The 18,578-nt window shown below is 75.6% G+C and carries 22 protein-coding genes; 12 read left to right on the top strand and 10 right to left on the bottom strand.

Annotation, left to right across the window (positions count from 1 at the left end; genetic code table 11):
• Positions 1-897: 897 nt before the first annotated feature.
• From HLV61_RS12415 to HLV61_RS12405, 3 genes are all read right to left on the bottom strand, one after another.
• Positions 898-1,740, bottom strand: a complete 843-nt coding sequence (locus HLV61_RS12415; RefSeq protein WP_369255792.1) for an ABC transporter permease — start codon at positions 1,738-1,740, stop codon at positions 898-900.
• The gene (locus HLV61_RS12410) at positions 1,737-2,720 is read right to left on the bottom strand and encodes an ATP-binding cassette domain-containing protein (RefSeq protein ID WP_369255790.1); all 984 of its coding nucleotides are present in this window, start codon (positions 2,718-2,720) and stop codon (positions 1,737-1,739) included. The genes HLV61_RS12415 and HLV61_RS12410 overlap by 4 nt, the downstream gene beginning before the upstream one ends.
• Positions 2,721-2,876: 156 nt before the next feature.
• Positions 2,877-3,233 carry an ArsR/SmtB family transcription factor gene (locus HLV61_RS12405; RefSeq protein WP_369255787.1) on the bottom strand — a complete coding sequence of 119 codons (357 nt, stop codon included), beginning with the start codon at positions 3,231-3,233 and terminating at the stop codon, positions 2,877-2,879.
• 116 nt (positions 3,234-3,349) lie between these two features.
• Here HLV61_RS12405 and HLV61_RS12400 point away from each other — a divergent pair, with 116 nt between their 5' ends.
• Positions 3,350-3,772 (top strand): arsenate reductase ArsC, encoded by a 423-nt coding sequence (locus HLV61_RS12400; protein ID WP_369255785.1) that lies wholly within the window; start codon positions 3,350-3,352, stop codon positions 3,770-3,772.
• Here HLV61_RS12400 and HLV61_RS12395 read toward each other — a convergent pair.
• Complete coding sequence (locus tag HLV61_RS12395) at positions 3,769-4,989, bottom strand: MFS transporter (protein WP_369255783.1); 1,221 nt, start codon at positions 4,987-4,989, stop codon at positions 3,769-3,771. The genes HLV61_RS12400 and HLV61_RS12395 overlap by 4 nt on opposite strands.
• On the bottom strand, positions 4,979-6,373 hold the full coding sequence (locus tag HLV61_RS12390; protein ID WP_369255781.1) for an FAD-dependent oxidoreductase: 1,395 nt from the start codon (positions 6,371-6,373) through the stop codon (positions 4,979-4,981). Before HLV61_RS12390 ends, HLV61_RS12395 begins: the two co-directional genes overlap by 11 nt.
• Positions 6,374-6,468: 95 nt before the next feature.
• Here HLV61_RS12390 and HLV61_RS12385 point away from each other — a divergent pair, with 95 nt between their 5' ends.
• From HLV61_RS12385 to HLV61_RS12375, 3 genes are all read left to right on the top strand, one after another.
• Positions 6,469-6,846 carry an ArsR/SmtB family transcription factor gene (locus HLV61_RS12385; RefSeq protein WP_369255779.1) on the top strand — a complete coding sequence of 126 codons (378 nt, stop codon included), beginning with the start codon at positions 6,469-6,471 and terminating at the stop codon, positions 6,844-6,846.
• A 34-nt stretch (positions 6,847-6,880) separates the two neighbouring features.
• Positions 6,881-7,318, top strand: a complete 438-nt coding sequence (locus tag HLV61_RS12380) for a heavy metal-responsive transcriptional regulator (RefSeq protein ID WP_369255777.1) — start codon at positions 6,881-6,883, stop codon at positions 7,316-7,318.
• Between the two features lie 257 nt (positions 7,319-7,575).
• A complete protein-coding gene (locus HLV61_RS12375) occupies positions 7,576-8,553 on the top strand; it encodes a GGDEF domain-containing protein (RefSeq protein ID WP_369255775.1) in 978 nt (325 codons plus the stop codon).
• 27 nt (positions 8,554-8,580) lie between these two features.
• On the opposite strand, the gene HLV61_RS12370 is transcribed toward HLV61_RS12375, so the two are convergent.
• Complete coding sequence (locus HLV61_RS12370; RefSeq protein WP_369256029.1) at positions 8,581-9,723, bottom strand: NAD(P)/FAD-dependent oxidoreductase; 1,143 nt, start codon at positions 9,721-9,723, stop codon at positions 8,581-8,583.
• Between the two features lie 95 nt (positions 9,724-9,818).
• Here HLV61_RS12370 and HLV61_RS12365 point away from each other — a divergent pair, with 95 nt between their 5' ends.
• Entirely contained in the window at positions 9,819-10,367 is a 549-nt protein-coding gene (locus tag HLV61_RS12365) for a mycothiol transferase (RefSeq protein WP_369255773.1), read from the top strand.
• On the opposite strand, the gene HLV61_RS12360 is transcribed toward HLV61_RS12365, so the two are convergent.
• Entirely contained in the window at positions 10,364-10,942 is a 579-nt protein-coding gene (locus tag HLV61_RS12360; protein WP_369255771.1) for a TIGR00730 family Rossman fold protein, read from the bottom strand. The two genes, HLV61_RS12365 and HLV61_RS12360, sit on opposite strands and share 4 nt — an antisense overlap.
• Before the next feature lie 7 nt (positions 10,943-10,949).
• Positions 10,950-11,408, bottom strand: coding sequence for a MaoC family dehydratase (locus HLV61_RS12355; protein ID WP_369255769.1), 459 nt, complete (start codon positions 11,406-11,408; stop codon positions 10,950-10,952).
• Between the two features lie 62 nt (positions 11,409-11,470).
• On the opposite strand from HLV61_RS12355, the gene HLV61_RS12350 reads away from it, so the two are divergent.
• The gene (locus tag HLV61_RS12350) at positions 11,471-11,959 is read left to right on the top strand and encodes an NUDIX domain-containing protein (protein WP_369255767.1); all 489 of its coding nucleotides are present in this window, start codon (positions 11,471-11,473) and stop codon (positions 11,957-11,959) included.
• On the opposite strand, the gene HLV61_RS12345 is transcribed toward HLV61_RS12350, so the two are convergent.
• Positions 11,956-12,771, bottom strand: a complete 816-nt coding sequence (locus tag HLV61_RS12345) for an endonuclease/exonuclease/phosphatase family protein (RefSeq protein WP_369255765.1) — start codon at positions 12,769-12,771, stop codon at positions 11,956-11,958. The two genes, HLV61_RS12350 and HLV61_RS12345, sit on opposite strands and share 4 nt — an antisense overlap.
• Positions 12,772-12,879: 108 nt before the next feature.
• Here HLV61_RS12345 and HLV61_RS12340 point away from each other — a divergent pair, with 108 nt between their 5' ends.
• From HLV61_RS12340 to HLV61_RS12330, 3 genes are all read left to right on the top strand, one after another.
• A complete protein-coding gene (locus tag HLV61_RS12340) occupies positions 12,880-13,767 on the top strand; it encodes a 1,4-dihydroxy-2-naphthoyl-CoA synthase (protein ID WP_369255763.1) in 888 nt (295 codons plus the stop codon).
• 81 nt (positions 13,768-13,848) lie between these two features.
• Positions 13,849-14,181: a hypothetical protein gene (locus HLV61_RS12335; RefSeq protein ID WP_369255761.1), complete on the top strand. Its 333-nt coding sequence runs from the start codon at positions 13,849-13,851 to the stop codon at positions 14,179-14,181.
• A gap of 142 nt (positions 14,182-14,323) precedes the next feature.
• Entirely contained in the window at positions 14,324-14,920 is a 597-nt protein-coding gene (locus HLV61_RS12330) for a TetR-like C-terminal domain-containing protein (RefSeq protein ID WP_369255759.1), read from the top strand.
• A gap of 15 nt (positions 14,921-14,935) precedes the next feature.
• Here HLV61_RS12330 and HLV61_RS12325 read toward each other — a convergent pair whose 3' ends face one another.
• Complete coding sequence (locus tag HLV61_RS12325; protein WP_369255757.1) at positions 14,936-15,622, bottom strand: TetR/AcrR family transcriptional regulator; 687 nt, start codon at positions 15,620-15,622, stop codon at positions 14,936-14,938.
• A gap of 184 nt (positions 15,623-15,806) precedes the next feature.
• Between HLV61_RS12325 and HLV61_RS12320 the strand changes: the two genes are divergently transcribed.
• The 3 genes from HLV61_RS12320 to HLV61_RS12310 are packed head-to-tail and all read left to right on the top strand — an operon-like array spanning position 15,807 to position 18,570.
• A complete protein-coding gene (locus HLV61_RS12320) occupies positions 15,807-16,919 on the top strand; it encodes an NDMA-dependent alcohol dehydrogenase (protein WP_369255755.1) in 1,113 nt (370 codons plus the stop codon).
• A gap of 38 nt (positions 16,920-16,957) precedes the next feature.
• Positions 16,958-17,623, top strand: a complete 666-nt coding sequence (locus tag HLV61_RS12315; protein ID WP_369255753.1) for an HAD family hydrolase — start codon at positions 16,958-16,960, stop codon at positions 17,621-17,623.
• Positions 17,620-18,570 carry a Gfo/Idh/MocA family protein gene (locus HLV61_RS12310; protein ID WP_369255751.1) on the top strand — a complete coding sequence of 317 codons (951 nt, stop codon included), beginning with the start codon at positions 17,620-17,622 and terminating at the stop codon, positions 18,568-18,570. The genes HLV61_RS12315 and HLV61_RS12310 overlap by 4 nt, the downstream gene beginning before the upstream one ends.
• Positions 18,571-18,578 lie beyond the last annotated feature (8 nt).

Below are 18,578 nucleotides of genomic sequence, written 5' to 3'. Positions count from 1 at the left end.
GGAAGCGGATCTGTAGCTCACGAGACCTCGCGTCGGCGCGTGCGCCCCTTACCGTAGACAGGCCGCGTGAAGCCGACTGCGAATGTCTCTGGCGCGAAAAGTGGGTGGGCGATCCATCCCGCTCGCACCTACGACCGCCATCCGCCTCTGCAGCCACAACTGTTGAGAAGCAAACGGGGACACGCCTCAGGTGCCCCTGACTGGGCCGCTCAGGGCGTTGGGTTCGAAGCCGCCAGCGCGCAACCCTTCTCGTCCGGACGCCTTCGAGCCGACCCCCGATCGAGGGTGCTCGCGCACGATCGACCGGCGGTGGCCGGATCAGGTGCCACGCAGAAGATGACCACCCTCGGGGACTCGACCCATCAGCAGTCCTCCTGGACGTACACCGCTTTCTCCGTCAGAGCGCGGTGCTGAGATGGTGCGTGTCCTGATTGGACATGAAGCGGTCGCAGCAACGGGGAGCGCTGGATGAACGCACTAGATCCACCCGACCTGACCGGGGTCAGCCGGACGGCCAGCGGTAGTCCGCGGCCGTCGACAGCTAAGTACACCTTGCTGGTCGGCCCGTCGCAGGAGCGCCCGAGCGGCTCGCCAGCCTCGATTAGACGCGAGCAGTCTCCTGGCGTCCGGAGACCAACGCCCGTGCCCGCTGCGTGCCCGTAGTACGGGCACGCAGCGGCTATTGGGGGTAGCCAGCGGTTTGAACGACTCCGGCCTTGACCTGCGGAAACTATTGATCGGCGTTAGTTCGGGGAGCCCCTATATCTGGCTTGAAAACCGGTATGGGGTCACACCCATCGTGGGTTCGAATCCCACGCCCTCCGCTCCGACCAGCGGTCCCGCGTCGCCCGGAGAGCTCCGGTCGGCCACCGCACCGCTGCTCCGCACCGGCCCCGGTCAGTCGCGGGAACGGCGACGGAACGCCGAGACGGCGAGTGGCGCGAAGATCGCCGTGAGGACGATCGACCAGCCGATCGACACCGCGACCGGGTTCTGCAGCGGCCACGCAGCATCCGGCGCCGCGGGCGGGCCGTTGCCCCACAGCTCCCGGCAGGCCTGGGTGACCGCGGAGACGGGGTTCCACTCGGCGATGGCCCGCAGCCATGCGGGCATGCTCTCCGGCGGCGCGAAGGTGTTCGCGACGAAGGTCAGCGGGAACATCACCGTGAACATGAAGCCCTGCACGGCCTCGACGGTCCGCATCATGGACCCGACCCAGATGCCCAGCCAGATCAGCGCGAAGCCGAACAGCAGCAGGAGCAGGAAGGCGAGCACTCCGTCCACGAGCCCGTTGCGGATCCGCCAGCCGATCAACAGGCCGGTCAGGGCCATCACGGCGACGCCGATGCTGGAGTGGATCAGACTCGAGATGCTCCGGCCGACCAGGACGGCCGACCGCGCGATGGGCAGCGACTTGAACCGGTCGACGATCCCCTTCTGCAGGTCACTCGTCAGGCCCATGGCCACGATGGCGGAGGAGAACACCATGGTCTGGACCATGATCCCGGGGAGCAGGAACTCCTTGTAGTCGGCGCCCCGCACCGCGATCGCCCCGCCGAAGACGTAGGCGAACAGCAGCACGAACATCACCGACTGCACGGTGACGTCGAGCAGCATCTCGGGCATCCGCCGGATGTGCAGCAGGTTGCGCCAGACGATGGTCGACGACGCCCGCAGCAGGGACGGCGGTGAGATGGGCGGTCGGGCGGCCGGCGCCCGGGTGGTCTGGACAGCGGTCATGGCGTGACTCCCTGGTCCGTCAGGTCCGAGGCGTCGTCGGCCTCGGCCCGGTGCCCGGTGAGGTGCAGGAAGACGTCGTCCAGGCTCGGCCGGGCCAGGCCCAGGTCGTCCAGTTCGATGCCGCTGCTCTCGAAGACCGCCGCGACGCGGGTCATGTCGCCGAGCCCGCCGGCCTGGGCGGTCAGCCGCCGACTGCCCCGCTCGACGTGCACCTCCTGGCAGCAGGAGGTCATGAGCTCCGCCGCCCGGTCGAGGTCCGCGGCGTGGGTCAGGGTGACGACGACGCTGGCCCGGCCCGCCTGGTCCTTGAGCTGGGTCGGCGTGCCGGCGGCGATGACCCTGCCCTTGTCCACCACGACGATCTCGTCGGCCAGGTGGTCGGCCTCCTCCAGGTACTGGGTCGTCAGGACGAGGGTGGTGCCCTCGCTCACGAGCTCCCGGAGGACCGCCCACAGCCCCGACCGGCTCTGCGGGTCCAGGCCCGTCGTCGGCTCGTCCAGGAAGAGGATCGGCGGTGCCGCCAGCAGGCTGACCGCCAGGTCGAGACGGCGACGCATCCCGCCCGAGTACGTCTTCGCCATCCGGTCGGCCGCGTCGACGAGGTCGAAGCGGTCGAACAGCCGCTCGGTCGCCTCCCGGACGTACTTCCTGGGCAGCCCGTAGAGACTGCCGATCAGCGTGAGGTTCTCCCGGCCGGTGAGGATCTCGTCGACGGTGGCCGCCTGACCGGTGAGACCCATGCTGCGGCGCACCTCGGTCGGCTGCCTCAGGATGTCGAAACCGGCCACCCGGCCCGTCCCGCTCGTGGGGACGCTCAACGTGGTCAGCATCCGCACCAGCGTGGTCTTGCCCGCCCCGTTGGGCCCGAGCAGACCCAGGACCGAGGCCTCCGGGACGACGAAGCTCACCCCGTCGACGGCTTGGGTCTCGCCGAAGTGCTTGACCAGGTCGATCGCCTCGACCGCAGGTGCGGCGCTCATGTCGCGATCCTGTTCCTCGGTACCGACACTTCCAGGACGGTGGTCCTCCGCGGAGCCATGCGGCCAGCATGGGACCTCCAGCCCGGTTGAAGGCAAGCGCATTTCCCCGTCGGGGTCGCCCGTCGCGGGTCGGATCCCACGCCCTCCGCGGAGCGGTCAGCGCGACGCTGCTGCGGCGGTCCCGGAGCCGGCGGTGCTCAGCACGGCCGCCAGCGCGTCGAGCGCGCCGGGGACGAGCCGGAACCAGGCCCAGACGCCCCGCTTGTCGCGGGTCAGCAGGCCGGCGTCGACGAGCACCTTGAGGTGGTGCGACACCGTCGGCTGGGACAGACCGAGGGGCTCGGTGAGGTCGCAGACGCACGCCTCCCCGCCCTCGTGCGCGGCGACCAGGGACAGCAGGCGCAGGCGGGCCGGGTCGGCGACCGCCTTGAGGACGCGGGCGAGGTCGGCGGCCTGCCCGGCGGTCAGCGCCTCCCGGACCAGCGGTGCGCAGGACGCGGCGTCGACGCTCACGGGTGCCAGCATGCCGCAGGGATTGACCGGCGTCGATGATCCGGGCAGCCTGGCATCGACGTGGGTCGATGCGACCCCTGACCGCGAGGACTGCCTCACGACGAGCGGGAGCACCGATGAGCACCGGAACCCCCAGCGTCCTGTTCGTCTGCGTGCACAACGCCGGCCGCTCCCAGATGGCCGCCGGCTGGCTGCGTTCCCTCGCCGGTGACGCCGTCGAGGTCCGCTCGGCCGGCTCCCTGCCGGGCGACCGGGTCAACCCGGCCGCCGTCGAGGCGATGGCCGAGGCGGGGATCGACATCACCGACCAGCGGCCGAAGGTGCTGACGACCGAGGCGGTCGAGGCCTCCGACGTCGTCATCACGATGGGCTGCGGTGACGCGTGTCCCGTCTTCCCCGGCAAGCGGTACCTGGACTGGGCGCTCGAGGACCCGGCCGGCAAGGGCGTCGAGTCCGTCCGGCCGATCCGCGACGAGATCGAGCGCCGGGTCCGCGGGCTGCTGGCCGAGCTGCAGGTCGACCCCCTCGCCCGTCCCTAGCCGTCGCCGCGTGCCGACCACGCGAGACCCACGGCGGTGAGGACCAGCGCGGCGAGCACCGCCGAGGCGGCCGGGTAGCTGCCGAGCGTCTCGGCCAGTGCCGTGCCGGCCCAGGGGGCGAGCGCGGTCGCCGCCGTGATCGGTGCGGCGAAGAGGCCGGAGAGGGTGCCGTAGCGGGCCGTGCCCCACCGGTCGGCGACCGCGATCGCCTGCAGCAGGGTGCACGCCCCGCGGACGGCGCCCAGGACGACGGCGGCCGCGACGAGCGCCGCGGGTGGCCCGGTCAGGACGGCGAGGACGCCCATCGCCAGCGCCGAGGCGCCGATGAGCGCGACGGTCCGGCCGGTCGGGCTGGTGCGTGCGCTGAGCGGGCCGTAGACGACCCGGCCGAGCAGCTGGCCGGCGCCGAGCAGACCGAAGGTGGTCGCCGCGAGGGCGGGGGAGAAGCCGCGGCCGGTGAGCAGCGGGATCAGCGTCAGGCTCGTGGCGTAGAGGCCGAGCGCGGTCAGGGTGAGCGCCGCGGACAGGGCCAGGAACTCCCGGCTGCGCACCTCGGGCGGCATCCGTCCGCGGTGGACCTCGTGCCGGCCGGTCCGCGGCCAGGGGGCGGTGAGCGTGAGCGCGTGCAGCGGGACGGTCACCACCGCCAGCACCCCGGCGAGCACGAGGTACGCGCCGCGCCAGCCGAACCCGGCCACGAGGGCGCTGGTCAGGGGCGCGAACAGCGTGCTGGCCAGCCCGGCCACGAGGGTCAGGGTGGTCATGGCGCGGACCCGGCGGGCGCCGTACCAGCGGGTGAGGGCCGCGAAGGCGGCCTGGTAGAAGACGGCGGACATGGCGGCGCCCGCGACCAGCCAGGCCACGAGGAACCAGGCGTAGCCGGGCGCCAGCGCGATGCCGACGGTGGCCGGGACGGCGAGCGCGGAACCGGCCGTCATGACCCGGCGCGGGCCGTGGCGGTCCAGCCAGCGCCCGACCGGGATCCCGGCCAGGGCCGAGACGACCAGGCCCGCGGAGAACGCCGCCGTGGCCGCGGGGGCCGACCAGCCCGTGTCGGCGGTGATGGCCGCCAGGGCCACGGGGAAGGCGTAGTACAGGACGCCCCAGCTGGTGACCTGGGTGACGCAGAGGCCGACCAGCGCCCGCCGCGGCGAGTGCCGGGAGGGCCCGGCGTCCGCGGCGGACGCAGCGGTCGTCGCCTCCTCCTCAGCCGCCAAGGGACGAGGACACCGCGACCGGGACCGGTGCGGGCTCCTCTGCCGACCGGCCGTGCTGCGAGCCGGTCGCGAAGCCCACGCCGGTGCCACGGCTCCCCAGCTCGGCGGCCTCGCGGTCGCCGAGGTCGGTGGAGCAGACCCCGGTCGCGGGCAGGGCCAGCTCCACGCGGGCCGCGGCCTCGGGATCGCCGGCGAGCGCGGCGGCGACGGAGCGGACCTGCTCGTAGCCGGTGGCCAGCAGGAAGGTCGGGGCGCGGCCGTAGGACTTCGTGCCGACGACGTAGAAGCCCCGGTCGGGGTGCGCCAGCACCTCGGCGCCGTGCGGGGGGACCGTGCCGCAGGAGTGGAGGTCGGGGTCGATCAGCGGCGCCAGCGCGGCCGGGGCCTCGAGGCCCGGGTCGAGGCCGAGGCGGACCTCGCGCAGCACGTCCAGGTCGGGGCGGAAGCCGGTGGCAGCGACGACGGAGTCGACCAGGAGGTCCACGGCGGCGCCGTCGCGGCCGGTGCCGGCCACCGCGAGCCGGCCCCCGGGTGCCGGGGTGAGCGCGCTGATCGTGACCTCGCGGAGCAGGGTGACCGCGCCGTCGGCCACCGCCGCCCTCAACGACGAGCCGAGCAGCCCGCGCGCCGGCAGGCCGTCGGCGTCCCCGCCGCCGTAGAGGCGGGCGGGCGAGCGACCGCGGATCGCCCAGGTGACCTGGGTACCCGGCTCCTCCTCGCGCAGCCGGACGAGCGCGAGCAGCGTGGTGGCCGCCGAGTGGCCCATGCCGACGACCAGCGTGTGCCGCCCGGCGAAGCGCGCGCGGTCGCCGCCCAGGACGTCGGGCAGCGGCCCCGTCAGCCACGCCCGGGCCTGCTCCTCGCCGACCGCCGGGAGTCCCGCCGCGCCGAGCGGGTTGGGCCGCCCCCAGGTGCCCGAGGCGTCGAGCACCGCGCGGGCGAGGACGTCCTCGACCCGCCCCTCGCGGACGGTCCGCACGAGGTAGGGACGTCCCTCCCGGCCGGCGGTGCGGGTCTTGTCGACGCCCTGCCGGCTGACCGCCGTCACGCGCGTGCCCGTACGGATGCGTCCGGCCAGCTGCGGCGTCGCCGCCAGGGGGGCGAGGTAGACGTCGACCAGGTCGGCGCCGGTGGGCAGCGCGTCGCGGTCGGGGGACTCCCAGCCCTGCGCCTCCAGCAGGCGCAGCGCGGCGGCGTCGACGTCGTACTCCCACGGGGAGAACAGCCGGACGTGTCCCCACGCGCGGACCGCGGCGCCGACCTCCTCGCCGGCCTCCAGCACCAGCGGCTCGAGGTCCCGCTCGAGCAGGTGGGCAGCGGCGGCCAGGCCGACCGGCCCCGCCCCGACCACCACCACCGGCAGCTGCGACGTCGGTGCGTCCATCCCGATCAGCTCCTCGTCCCATCGACGGACATCGATGGCGCAAACGTAACAGTGAGCACTGTTGATGGCAACGGGTGTCTGTCATAGTGGGGGGCGTGAGCCAGGACCTCGGCGTGCGGCTGCTCGACCCCGACCATCTCGCATCGGCGGCTGACCGGGCGCAGCTGCTCGCACCGCAGCTCAAGGCGCTGGCCGATCCCAACCGGCTCCACCTGCTGCTGCTCCTCGCCGACGGTCCGCGCTCCGTCCGGGAGCTGACCGAGCTCAGCGGCATGAGCCAGACGCTCGTCAGCCACCACCTCGGGCCGCTGCGCGAGCAGGGGCTGGTGACGGTCACGCCCCGGGGGCGCAGCAACGTGCACGCGCTGTGCTGCGAGGCCCTCGCCGGTCCGGTGCGGCTGCTGGCCACCCTCGCGTCGCTCACCCCGGAGGGCGCCGACGCCTGCTGCTCGGACCGGCCGATCGGGTCTTGACCCCGGACCCCGGTCCAGGGTCCAGGGTCACGGCATGACGACGACGGAACGCGGACTGCGCGTGGCCGAGCTGGCGGCCGCCGTCGGCGTGCCGTCGGACACCGTCCGGTACTACGAGCGCGCCGGCCTGCTCCCGCCGCCCGCCCGCACCCCCGGGGGCTACCGGAGCTACGACGCCGCAGCGGTCGACCGCATGCGGTTCATCCAGGGCGCCCAGCGGCTGGGGCTGCGGCTCGCCGACATCCGCGTCCTGCTCTCCGTCCGCGACACCGGGACCTGCCCGTGCGAGCCGGCCGAGCAGCTGCTGCGACGGCGGCTGTCCGAGGTCGACGCCGAGATCGCCCGGCTCGTGGCACTGCGCGCCGAGATGGCGGCCATGGCCGACGCGCTGCCCGCGGCGGCCTGCCCGCCCCCGAGCCCCGGCACCTGGTGCCCACCGGCGAGAGGAGGTGATCCGACGTGCGCGAGCTGACCTGCGACTGCGAGTGCGACGAGACGTGCGACTGCGGCTGCTGCTGACCGCGGCGCACCGCTGACCCGACGCCCCGGGCCCGGGACCGGGGACGTCGGCCCGCGCGCCCCGCGCGTCCCCGCCGACACGCGGACCGCCTCACCCCGACGGGTGGGTCCCCTCATCCGGAGGCCGCTGACCGCCGAAGATGAGGTGTGGCCATCCCCCGGGGACTGAGAGCCCGGCAGCCGTCTGCCGCGGCGCGGTCCCTCGTGCTGATGATCGGCGTCTCCGCCGCGGTCCTGTCCGGCGTGAGCTTCTTCGGCGCCAACGCCGCCACCACGGTCACCGTGGCGGCGACCTGGATCGTCGTCGCCTTCCTGGTCGGTCTCGCGCTGGTCATCCGCGTCGCCGACCCCGACCGGCTCGACCGGGCCGGCGTCTACGTCGTGGTGGGGGTGCTCGGGGCCCTGCTGGCCTGCGGGCTCAACCTGGTCACCCAGGACTCGTCGGCCGGCGCCCAGGCGTTCCTCGCCTTCCCCGTCCTGTGGGCGGCCTCGCACCTGCGCCGCACCGCGGTCGCCGTCGTCACCGGCGCCGCGGTGGTGGCCAACGCGATCGTCGTGCCGATGCTGGTGCCGCTCGAGGTCGGGGTCAGCGACATCCTCCTGACCGGCGTCGTGCTCACCGTCGTGGCCGCGATGCTCGAGCGCGCCATGAGCGTGCAGGAGCGGCTGGTCGAGGCGCTCGAGCAGCAGGCCACCGTGGACACCCTCACCGGGCTGGTCAACCGCCGCGTCTTCGACGACGCGCTGGCCGTCGCCCTCACCGGCCCGGCCGCCGAGGACGGCACCGCCCTGCTGCTGCTCGACGTCGACTCGTTCAAGCAGATCAACGACCGGCACGGCCACCCGGTGGGCGACGACGCCCTGGTCCACCTCGCCGGCATCATCCGGCGGCAGATCCGCGCCGGTGACGCCGTCCTGTCCCGGCTCGGCGGGGACGAGCTCGCCGTGCTGCTGCCCGGCTGCACCGCCGACGTCGCCGTCGCCCGCGCCGAGTCGGTGCTCGAGACGGTGCTGTCGACGCCGCTGACCCTCCCCGACGGCAGCCTGCTGGCGATGTCGGTGAGCGTCGGCGTGGCCCACCGCACCGCCGGTGCGCTCGGGATGCGCGAGTTCTACGCGGCGGCCGACCGCGCCCTCTACCGCGCCAAGCGCGCCGGACGCGGCCGCGTCGAGATCGCCCCCGCCTGAGCAGCGCCGCGCGAGGAGCCATCAGCGCTACACGGGCCCTCCCGGGCGCAGGTTGCGGGCCGCGGCCACCAGCGAGCGGGCGGTGAGCCGGCCGTCGGCCAGGCCCAGGGCCACGACGTCGTCGAACACCCGCTGGTCGGCCGCCGCCGCGCGGAAGGCCGCGTCCATGACCGCCGGCCAGCGACTGATCCACGACGCCGCCGACGCCGACCGGTGGTGCCCCCCCAGCCGCCGCCGCAGCGCCCGGCGGTGCACCGCGCCCGCACCCGCGCCCGCCGCCGCCGCGTGCCCGGCCAGCGCCCCGGACAGCACCGCGTAGAAGATCCCCTCGCCGGTCATCGGGTTGACCAGCGATGCGGCGTCGCCGGCGAGCAGCACCCGGCCGTCGGGCTGACGCGGCCGGCCGGTCGACAGCGGCAGCCGGTGCGCCTTCAGCCCCTGCGGCTCGACGCCCGGGAGCAGCCGGTGCAGACCCTCGACCAGCGCGGCCCGGTTCGCCCCGCCCGAGACCAGCTCGCCGTAGCCCACGTTGGCCCGCCCGTCGCCGAGCGGGAAGGACCACGCGTAGGCCGGCCAGCGCTGCTCGGTGGTGACCAGGACCTGGGTGCCGGCCTGCCCGGGCAGCTCGGGGGCGTAGCCGCGCAGCGCCACCGCCATCCGGTCGTCGGGGTTGCGCGCCAGACCCAGGGCCCGCCGGACGACGGACTCCGCGCCGTCGGCGCCGACGAGCACGCCGGCCCGCACGACCCCGTCGACGTCGACCCCGTCGGGACCGGGCGTCACGGAGCGGACGGCGTGCCGGCGGAACCCCGCCCCGGCGTCGCGCGCGGCGGCCAGCACGCGGGCGTCGAACACCTCGCGGGGCACCACCGCCGACGGCCGGTGCGTGGCCCGCTCCACCGTGGCGCCGCCGGGCGAGCGCAGCGACAGCCGCGGGGCGGGGGCGTACCCGGCGGTCAAGGCGGCGGCGTCGACACCGAGCCCGGCCAGGACGTCGAGCGCCTCGGGGGCGATGCCGTCGCCGCAGACCTTGTCGCGCGGGAAGTCCGCGCGGTCGAGGACGAGCACCGAGGCGCCGGTGCGCCGCGCGGCCAGCGCCGCCGCCGCGCCCGCCGGGCCGCCCCCGACCACGACGACGTCCCAGCGCTCCACGGCAGCGACGCTAGGCAGCGCCGCCGTCGGCGGCCAGCCGGGGCGCCTGCCGGCCGGGGCGGATGCCGGTGCGGCCCTGTCCCGTCCCGGTGGACGGGCGCAGGATGGCCCCCGTGTCCGTACCCGACGAGCGCGACCTGCTGCTGCGCCTGCTCACCGACCAGCGCACCGCGCTGCGCAACGCCCTGCTCGGCCTGACCGAGGAACAGGCGCGGGCCACGCCCAGTGCGAGCGAGCTGTCGCTGTCGGCGCTGCTCAAGCACGTGACCCAGGGCGAGCGGGCCGACGTCGCCGGGCGGATCGGCCGCCGTCCGCACGCGATGGAGTCCGATCCGCAGACCGGGTGGATGGCCGGCTTCACCGTCGCGGCCGGCGAGACCGTCGAGGTGCTGCTCGACCGGCAGGCGGAGGTGGCCCGGGAGACCGAGGAGGTCGTGCGCGCCGAGCGCGACCTCGACCGCGTGGTCGACGTCCCCGACGGTGTGGCGCGCTGGCTGCCGCCGGGCACCGTCGTCACCGTGCGGTGGCTGCTGCTGCACCAGCTCCAGGAGCAGGCCCGGCACGCCGGCCACGCCGACGTCATCCGCGAGTCGATCGACGGCAAGGGCGCCTGGCAGCTGGAGGCCGAGGCGCAGGGCATCGCCGCCCCGACCTGGACCTAGGGCCGGGGCGGGCGGCCCTCGGCCCACTTGCGCGGCGGGTGCTCGTAGGCCTCGACGAAGGCCAGCAGACCGGCCGCGTCGGCGACCACGCCGAGCGCGTCGAGCCGGCGCTGCTCGAGGTAGCCGTCGTCGGCCATGCGCTGCAGCTGGGCCAGCAGCGGTTCCCAGAACCCGTCGACGTCGAGCAGCACCACCGGCTTCGCGTGCAGGCCGAGCATCCCCCAGGTCCAGGCCTCGAAGAGCTCCTCGAGGGTCCCGGCGGCGCCCGGCAGCGCGACGAAGGCGTCGGCCAGCTCGGCCATCCGCGCCTTGCGCTCGTGCATCGAGCCGACGACGTCGAGCCGCGGCAGCCGGGGATGGGCGAGCTCGTCGTCGACGAGGTGCTGCGGGATCACCCCCACCACCTCGCCGCCGGCGGCCAGGGCGGCGTCGGCGACGACGCCCATCAGCCCGACGTGCCCGCCGCCGTAGACGACCCCGACGCCGGCCTCCGCCAGCCCGGTGGCCAGGTCCGCCGCCGCCCGGCGGTGCGACTCCGGCCCCGGCCGGCTGCCGGTGAAGACCGCGACGCGCACCCTCGGCCTAGCCGCCGTAGTAGCGGAAGACCGGCTCGGCGATGCACACGGGCTTGTCGCCGCCCTCGCGCTCGACGACCGCGGAGAGGGTCAGCTGCAGCCCGCCGGCGACCTGCTCGACGTCCTTGAGCGTGGCGGTCAGCCGGACGCGGGAGCCGACCGGCACCGGCGAGGGGAACCGGACCTTGTTCAGGCCGTAGTTCACGCCCATCGCGGTGTCGGTCACCGCCAGCACCTGGCCGGACAGCGAGGCCAGCAGCGACAGGGTCAGGTAGCCGTGCGCGATCGGCCCGCCGAACGGGCTCTCGGCCCGGGCCCGCTCGACGTCCACGTGGATCCACTGGTGGTCGCCGGTGGCGTCGGCGAACGTGTCGACGTGCTGCTGCGTCACCTCGAACCACTCGCTGCTGCCCAGCTCGCGGCCGGCCAGTCCGGGCAGTTCGGCCATCGTCGTCGTGGTCGTCACGGAGACTCCTCGTCCTCGGTCGTCGGTCCCGCCGGATCCTGCCAGTGCGGTGTACTGGAGCCGTGGCGACCATCGGGCTGAGCGTGACCGACGGCTGGACCACCTGCTCCCTCGGCCACCGGCACTGGGGGAGGGCCGGCGCCGCCGGCCTGCTGGTCCACCGCGACGGCGACGACGGACCGGAGCTGCTGCTGCAGCACCGCGCGCTCTGGTCGCACCACGGCGGCACGTGGGGGACGCCCGGCGGCGCGCTGCACCTGGACGAGACGCCGGAGCAGGGCGCGCTGCGCGAGGTCGAGGAGGAGCTCGGGCTGCCCGCCCGCGACCTGGCGCTCGGCGCCCGCTCGGTCGACGACCACGGCGGCTGGGCCTACACGACCGTGCTGGCCCGCCCGGTCGGCGACCTCGACCCGGCCCGGCTGCGGCTCGACGGCGAGAGCACCGGCGTGGCGTGGGTGCCGCTGGCCGGGCTGCACCAGGTGACGCTGCACCCGGGGCTGGCCGGCTCGCTGGACCGGCTGCGTCCGCTGCTGGGGTCCGCCGCGGCCTAGCCGCATCCCGCCGGGACGACCGTCACGGCCAGCGCCCGGTGGTCGCCCACCGGGAGCGTGCGGGCGCCGGCGTCCCGGGCCGTCACCGGTCCGAGCGCCAGCAGGTGGTCGAGCTGCAGGCGGGGTCCCGACGCCGGGAAGCTCGCCGCCCGGACCAGCGGGGTGGCGCCCAGCAGCCGCGCCGGCACGCCCCCCGGCAGGTTGAGGTCGCCGGCGACCACCACCGGCCCGGGCAGCGACGCCGCCCACCGGCGCAGCCGCCGCAGCTGGCGCACCGCCGTCGGCGGGGAGAACGACAGGTGGGTGGCCACCACGGTCCACCCGTCCAGGCAGGCGGCGACGGCGACCCGCGGCTCGTCGGGCACCCACCACACCCGCGGCCGGCCGGTGGCGGGATCCGGCGCCCGCACCGGCAGCCGGGCACGGCCCGAGCCCAGCCCGAGCACCGACCACGCCCGCACGGGGCGGCAGCACAGCAGCGCGACGCCGTAGGCGGGACCGGGCACGGCCCGGTCCGGTCCCCGCAGCGCCGGCTCGGCCGCCGTCCAGGTGCCGCGGAACGGGCTGGGCGTGCCGTCGAGCGTGGCCGCGTGCCGCCAGTCCGCGGCACCCAGCGCGCCGGCGAGCACCGCGGCCTGGTCGGTGCCGCCGGAGCGGCCCTGCCCGGCGTCCACCTCCTGGACGGCGAGCACGTCGACGTCGAACCCCGCCACCGCCGCCGCCAGCGCGGCCGGTGCCAGGACCCGGCCGTCGGGGCCGCGGCCGGAGGCCAGGTTCAGGGTGCCCACGCGCAGGGCGGCGGCGGAGGGCACCCGGCCGACGCTAGCCGCGCGCGGAGGTCCCCGCCTGGCCGCCCGGACGCGCTGGGCCGGGGGCCGCCAGCCGCTGCCCGGTCGCGGGAGCACGGATAGGTTCGGGGCATGAGCGCCCGCGACGACGTCTCGGAGATCTTCGACAGCGCGGCGTGGCGGCCCGTCGACGGATTCGACTTCGGCGACCTCACCTACCACCGCGCCGTCGACGCCGGCGTCGTCCGGATCGCCTTCGACCGGCCCGAGGTGCGCAACGCCTTCCGCCCGCAGACGGTCGACGAGCTCATCGCCGCCCTCGAGCACGCCCGGCTGTCCACCGACGTCGGCTGCGTCCTCCTCACCGGCAACGGCCCCAGCCCGAAGGACGGTGGCTGGGCGTTCTGCTCCGGCGGTGACCAGCGGGTGCGCGGGAGGTACGGCTACGAGCACGCGCAGGGCAGCAGCGGCCGGCTGCACGTGCTGGAGGCGCAGCGGCTGATCCGGTTCATGCCGAAGGTCGTCGTCTGCGTCGTCCCGGGGTGGGCGGCCGGCGGCGGGCACAGCCTGCACGTGGTCTCCGACCTCACCCTCGCCAGCGCCGAGCACGCGCGGTTCAAGCAGACCGACGCCGACGTCGGCAGCTTCGACGGCGGCTTCGGCTCGGCCTACCTCGCCCGCCAGGTGGGGCAGAAGTACGCCCGCGAGATCTTCTTCCTCGGCGACGAGTACTCCGCCGAGGACGCCGCCCGCATGGGCATGGTCAACCGCGCCGTCCCGCACGCCGAGCTCGAGCGCACCGCGCTGGACTGGGGACGGCGGATCGTCGCCAAGAGCCCCACCGCCCAGCGGATGCTCAAGTACTCGTTCAACCTGATCGACGACGGCCTCGTCGGTCAGCAGCTCTTCGCCGGGGAGACGACCCGGCTGGCCTACATGGCCGAGGAGGCCGTGGAGGGCCGTGACGCCTTCCTGGGGAAGCGGGACCCCGACTTCTCCCGCTTCCCTTGGCACGTGTGAAGGACCCCGTCCTCCCCGCCCCTCGCAGGCTCGGGGCGGGACCCGGGACGGGGCCACACCCGAGAGTCCCCTGGAGGAACCGTGATCGTCGAGGTGGTGGGGGGCGCCGAGGAGCGTCCCGAGGTGCGGGTCGTCGACACCGACGACCTGTCCCGGCTGCACCTGGCCCTGGGCCAGGTGACCGACGAGGAGGCCGACGAGGTCCTGCGCGAGGCGGGTCTCGGCCGGCTGCAGGACGACGGCACCGGCGTGCTCGACACCGCGGCGCTGCGGGCGGCCGCCGAGCCCGGTGCCGACGTCGCCGACTGGGGCGAGCGCTGGGACCGCATGGTGGAGGAGGCCCGCAGCCGCGGCTGGGTCAGCGAGGACGGCGCGACCCTGCAGGTCCACGTCGAGGGCGCGGCCGGGGCCTGACGACGGGCACCGCGACGGGCACCCACGACGGCGCCGCAGCCGACCGGTCGGGTGACCGGTCCGCCCCTGTCGTTGTGGTCACTCCATCGACGGGCCAGTATGTGGCGGTGCGCAACCTGATGTCGTACGAACGAGTTCGCCCGTGAGCGGCACCCCCGGCCGGCCGCTGAGCGCGGAGCTGTCCGAGCAACTGGTGGCCGTCGCCGTCGACATCCTCGCCGAGGAGGGCTGGGGTCGGCTCAACAGCGACCGGGTCGCCGCACGGGCGCGCGCGGGCAAGGCCGGCATCTACCGGCGGTGGCCGTCGATGGCCGCGCTGGCGCGCTCGGCGGTCAGCCGCTTCACGCTCGTCCGCGCGCCGGAGGACGAGGGCTCGGTCCGCGCCGACCTGGTCGCGCTGGTGAGCTCGTGGCGCCGGCCGCTGTCCCGCGAGGAGCGAGCGGTGGCCAGCCTCGTCGGTGCCGCCCGCCACGACGAGGACCTGCGCGCCGGGCTCGACGCCGCGCTGGTGCACCCGCTGACGGAGAGCGTCGACGAGCTGGGCCGGCGCTGGGCCGGTCGCGGCGACGACGTGCCGGCCGAGCGGCTGGCACTGCTGCGCTCGGTGCTCGAGGCGTTCTGGTGGCAGCGGCTCACCGCCGCCGGCGACGGTGGCATGGTCGCCGAGCACGTCGAGCAGGTGGTCGACGACGTGCTGCTGCCGCTCGTGGCGCCGGCCGCGGAGCCCGCCCGGCGCTGAGCCGGTCCCCGGCCGTCAGACGGCGCGCAGGGCCGGGACGGTGCCGTCGGCCAGGACCGGGACGACGAGTTCGGCCTCGTAGCGGCTGAGCAGCCGCTCGGCGAGGGCGCGTGTCGCGGCGGCGACCCCGGCCGCGTCCTCCGGCGCGGGCAACGGGTCGCGGGGCTGGGTCACCAGGATGCGGGTGACCGCGAGCCAGGTGGCGGCCACGACCGCGGCCGCCGTCCGCGGGTCGGCGGGCACCCGCTCCTCGGCGCCGGGACCTGTCCAGGCCTCGACCAGCGCGCACCGCAGCCGGGCCTCCGCGGTGTGGTGCAGTTCCCGCTCCGCGGCCTGCAGCGCCGGGGAGCGCTCCAGGGCGGCGATCGTGCAGCGGCCGGTCGGGTCGGCCAGTCGCTCGACGAAGTGCCCCACGGACGCGACCAGGTGCTCGCGCAGTGCGGTCAGCGCCGGCACGCCGGCCGGACGCTCGCGCACGGCGGCCGCCGGGCCGTCCACCCACGGCGTCCGGTCGGCCCAGTAGAGCTCCTCCTTGGTCGCGAAGTGGTTGAACACCGTCTGCACCGCGACACCCGCGGCCGCCGCGACGTCGGCGATGGTCACGGCGTCGAAGCCGCGCTCGGAGAACAGCCGCTGAGCCGTGTCCCGCACGTGCGCGCGGGTCTGGGCCTTCTTGACGGCCCGGCGGGACTGATCACTCACGGTACGGAGGATAGCAACGCTGCGTTGTCCCAGGTGCGCTTCCGGAACGACGTCAGCCGGTCGGGGAACGCCGCCGGCCATCCTCCCCCGGCCCGACCAGCACCGTCACCCCACCGCGGGCGTGTGTGGCACCGGGTGCCACCCCGGCGCCGGACGCCGCCCGGGCGTGCGGTTGGCTGCAACCGTGGAGACCAGGGGAGCGGTGCTGCGCGGGGCGGGCACCGAGTACGAGATCGTCGACCTGGAGGTCGTGGACCCCGGGCCGGGTGAGGTCCTCGTGGAGATGGCCTACGCGGGCCTGTGCCACTCCGACGAGCACCTGCGGCACTCCAATCCCGGCGGGCGCTACCCGATCGTCGGCGGCCACGAGGGCTCGGCCGTCGTCCTGGGGGTCGGCCCCGGCGTCACGTCCGTCGCGCCCGGCGACCACGTCGTCACCAGCTTCCTGCCCGCGTGCGGGCACTGCCGGTACTGCGCGAGCGGCCGGTCCAACATCTGCGACAAGGGCGCCACGATCGCCACCGGGCAACTGCCCACCGGCACGTATCCCTTCCGGCTCGACGGCCAGCCGCTCGGCGGGTTCTGCATCGTCGGCGCCTTCGCCCGCCACACCGTGCTCAGCGAGTTCTCCTGCGTGCGGATCGACGCGCACCTGCCGCTGGACACCGCGGCACTGCTGGCCTGCAGCGTCCCCACCGGATGGGGGTCGGCCGTCTACTCCGGCGGCACCCGACCGGGCGACGTCGTCGTCGTGGTGGGGCTGGGCGGGGTCGGCGTCAACGCCGTCCAGGGCGCGGTCCACGCCGGCGCACTGCACGTCATCGGCGTCGACCCGGTGGCCATGAAGCGGGAGTTCGCCGCGTCGCTGGGTGCCACGCACACCGTCGCCGACGCCTCCGAGGCCGCGCAGCTGGCGCGGGAGCTGTCGCGGGGCACGGGCGCCGACGTGGTGGTCGTGACGGTCGGCAAGATGTCGGCCGACGTCATGGCCGGCGCCGCGGCGTGCGTGGGCAAGGGCGGCACGCTGGTGCTCACCGCGCTGGCCGACCACCCGCGCGAGGGCCACGTGGACCTCAACGGGCAGATGACGACGGTGTTCGAGCACCGCGTGCAGGGCTCGCTGTTCGGCTCGTGCAACCCCTTCCGCGACATCCCGATGCTGGCGCGGATGGCCGAAGAGGGGCGCCTGGAGCTCGACCGGCTGGTCACCCGCCGGTACTCCCTCGACGAGCTGGGCCAGGGCTACCGCGACCAGACGGCCGGCGAGACGGTCCGGGGCCTGCTCGTCCACGGCTGAGCGGTTGCCCGCGCCGGGACCGGGGCAGTGCCGCCTGCGTGAGCTCCCCCCTGGTCGCGGTCCTCGACGTCGACGGCACGCTGGTCGACACGAACTACCAGCACGCGCTGGCCTGGTACCGGGCGTTCCGGTCGCTGGGCGAGACGTTCCCGGTGTGGCGGATCCACCGGCTGATCGGGATGGGTGGAGACCAGCTGGTCGCGGCGATCGGCGGCGACGAGCTCGAGCAGCGGATCGGCGACGAGGCGCGCGAGCGCTGGGTGCGGGAGACCGACCCGCTGCTGACGGAGGTCGCGCCGCTGCCCGGTGCCCGTGACCTGCTGGTGGGGCTGCGCCAGCGCGGTCACCGCGTCGTGCTGGCCAGCTCGGGCAAGCCGCACCACGTGGACCGCTACCTCGACCTGCTCGACGCCCGCGACGTCGCCGAGGCCTGGACCACCAGCGAGGACGTCGAGTCGACCAAGCCCGCGCCGGACCTGCTGCGGGTGGCGCTGCGCACGCTCGGGGAGCCCGAGGACGCGGCGAGCGTGGTGGTCGGCGACTCGGTGTGGGACGTCGAGGCGGCGAAGAGGGCGGGGATGCCCGCGGTGTCGGTGCGTTCGGGCGGCTTCGGCGACGACGAGCTGCGCGGAGCCGGCGCGGTCGCGGTGTTCGACACCCCCGGCGACCTGCTCGCCGGGATCGACGACACCCCGCTCGCGTGACCCTGCGGGTGGGCCTGGTCGGGGCCGGCGGCGTCGGTGCCCGGCACGGCCGCACGCTGACCGCGCTCGGCGGCGTCGAGCTGGTCGGCGTGGCCGACACGGTCCCCGCGGCCGCCGCGGCCCTCGCCGGCGAGCTGGGCGTGCCGGCCCTCGACGTCGACGCGCTGCTGCGGTCCCGGCTCGACGCGGTCTGGCTGTGTGTGCCGCCGTTCGCGCACGGCGAGCTGGAGCTGACGGTGGTCCGGGCCGGCCTGCCGCTGTTCGTGGAGAAGCCGCTGGGCACCGACCTCGCCGTCGCCGAGGAGGTCGCCGCCGCCGTCGCCGCGGCCGGGGTGCCCACGGCGACCGGGTACCACTGGCGGCACCTGGACACCGTGGCCGCGGCCCGCGCGGTGTGCGCGGCCGCTCCGCCGCGGCTGGTCGCGGCCACCTGGCTGGACAAGGTGCCGCCGCCGGCGTGGTGGTCGCGCGCGGACCGCTCGGGCGGGCAGGTGGTCGAGCAGGCCACGCACGTCCTCGACGTGGCCCGGGTGCTCGCCGGTGAGGTGGCCGAGGTGCAGGCGCTGGCCGCGCCGTCGTCGGGGGAGGGGCGCGACGTCGACGACGCCACGGTGGCGCTGCTGCGCTTCGACTCCGGCGCGGTCGGCACGCTCAGCGCGGCCTGCGCGCAGCCGGCCAAGACCCGCGCCGGCCTGGAGGTCTCCTGCGCCGGCGCCGCGCTCGAGCTCACCGAGACCGCGCTGGCGGTGACGACCGCGGGGGGCACCACGCACACCGAGCCGGCCGTCGACGCGCGCACCGCCGTCGACCGGGCCTTCGTGGAGCTGCTGACCACCGGCACCCGCGCCGAGGGGCTGGTCGACTACGCCGAGGCGCTGCGGACCCACCGGCTGGCGGTGGCGGTCGCCGAGTCCGCCCGCACCGGCGCCGCCGTCCGCGGCCGCTAGCGCGACGA

This window comes from Geodermatophilus amargosae, assembly GCF_041028265.1.
GTDB lineage: Bacteria > Actinomycetota > Actinomycetes > Mycobacteriales > Geodermatophilaceae > Geodermatophilus > Geodermatophilus amargosae_A.
This window is presented reverse-complemented; position numbering and strand designations above follow the sequence as displayed.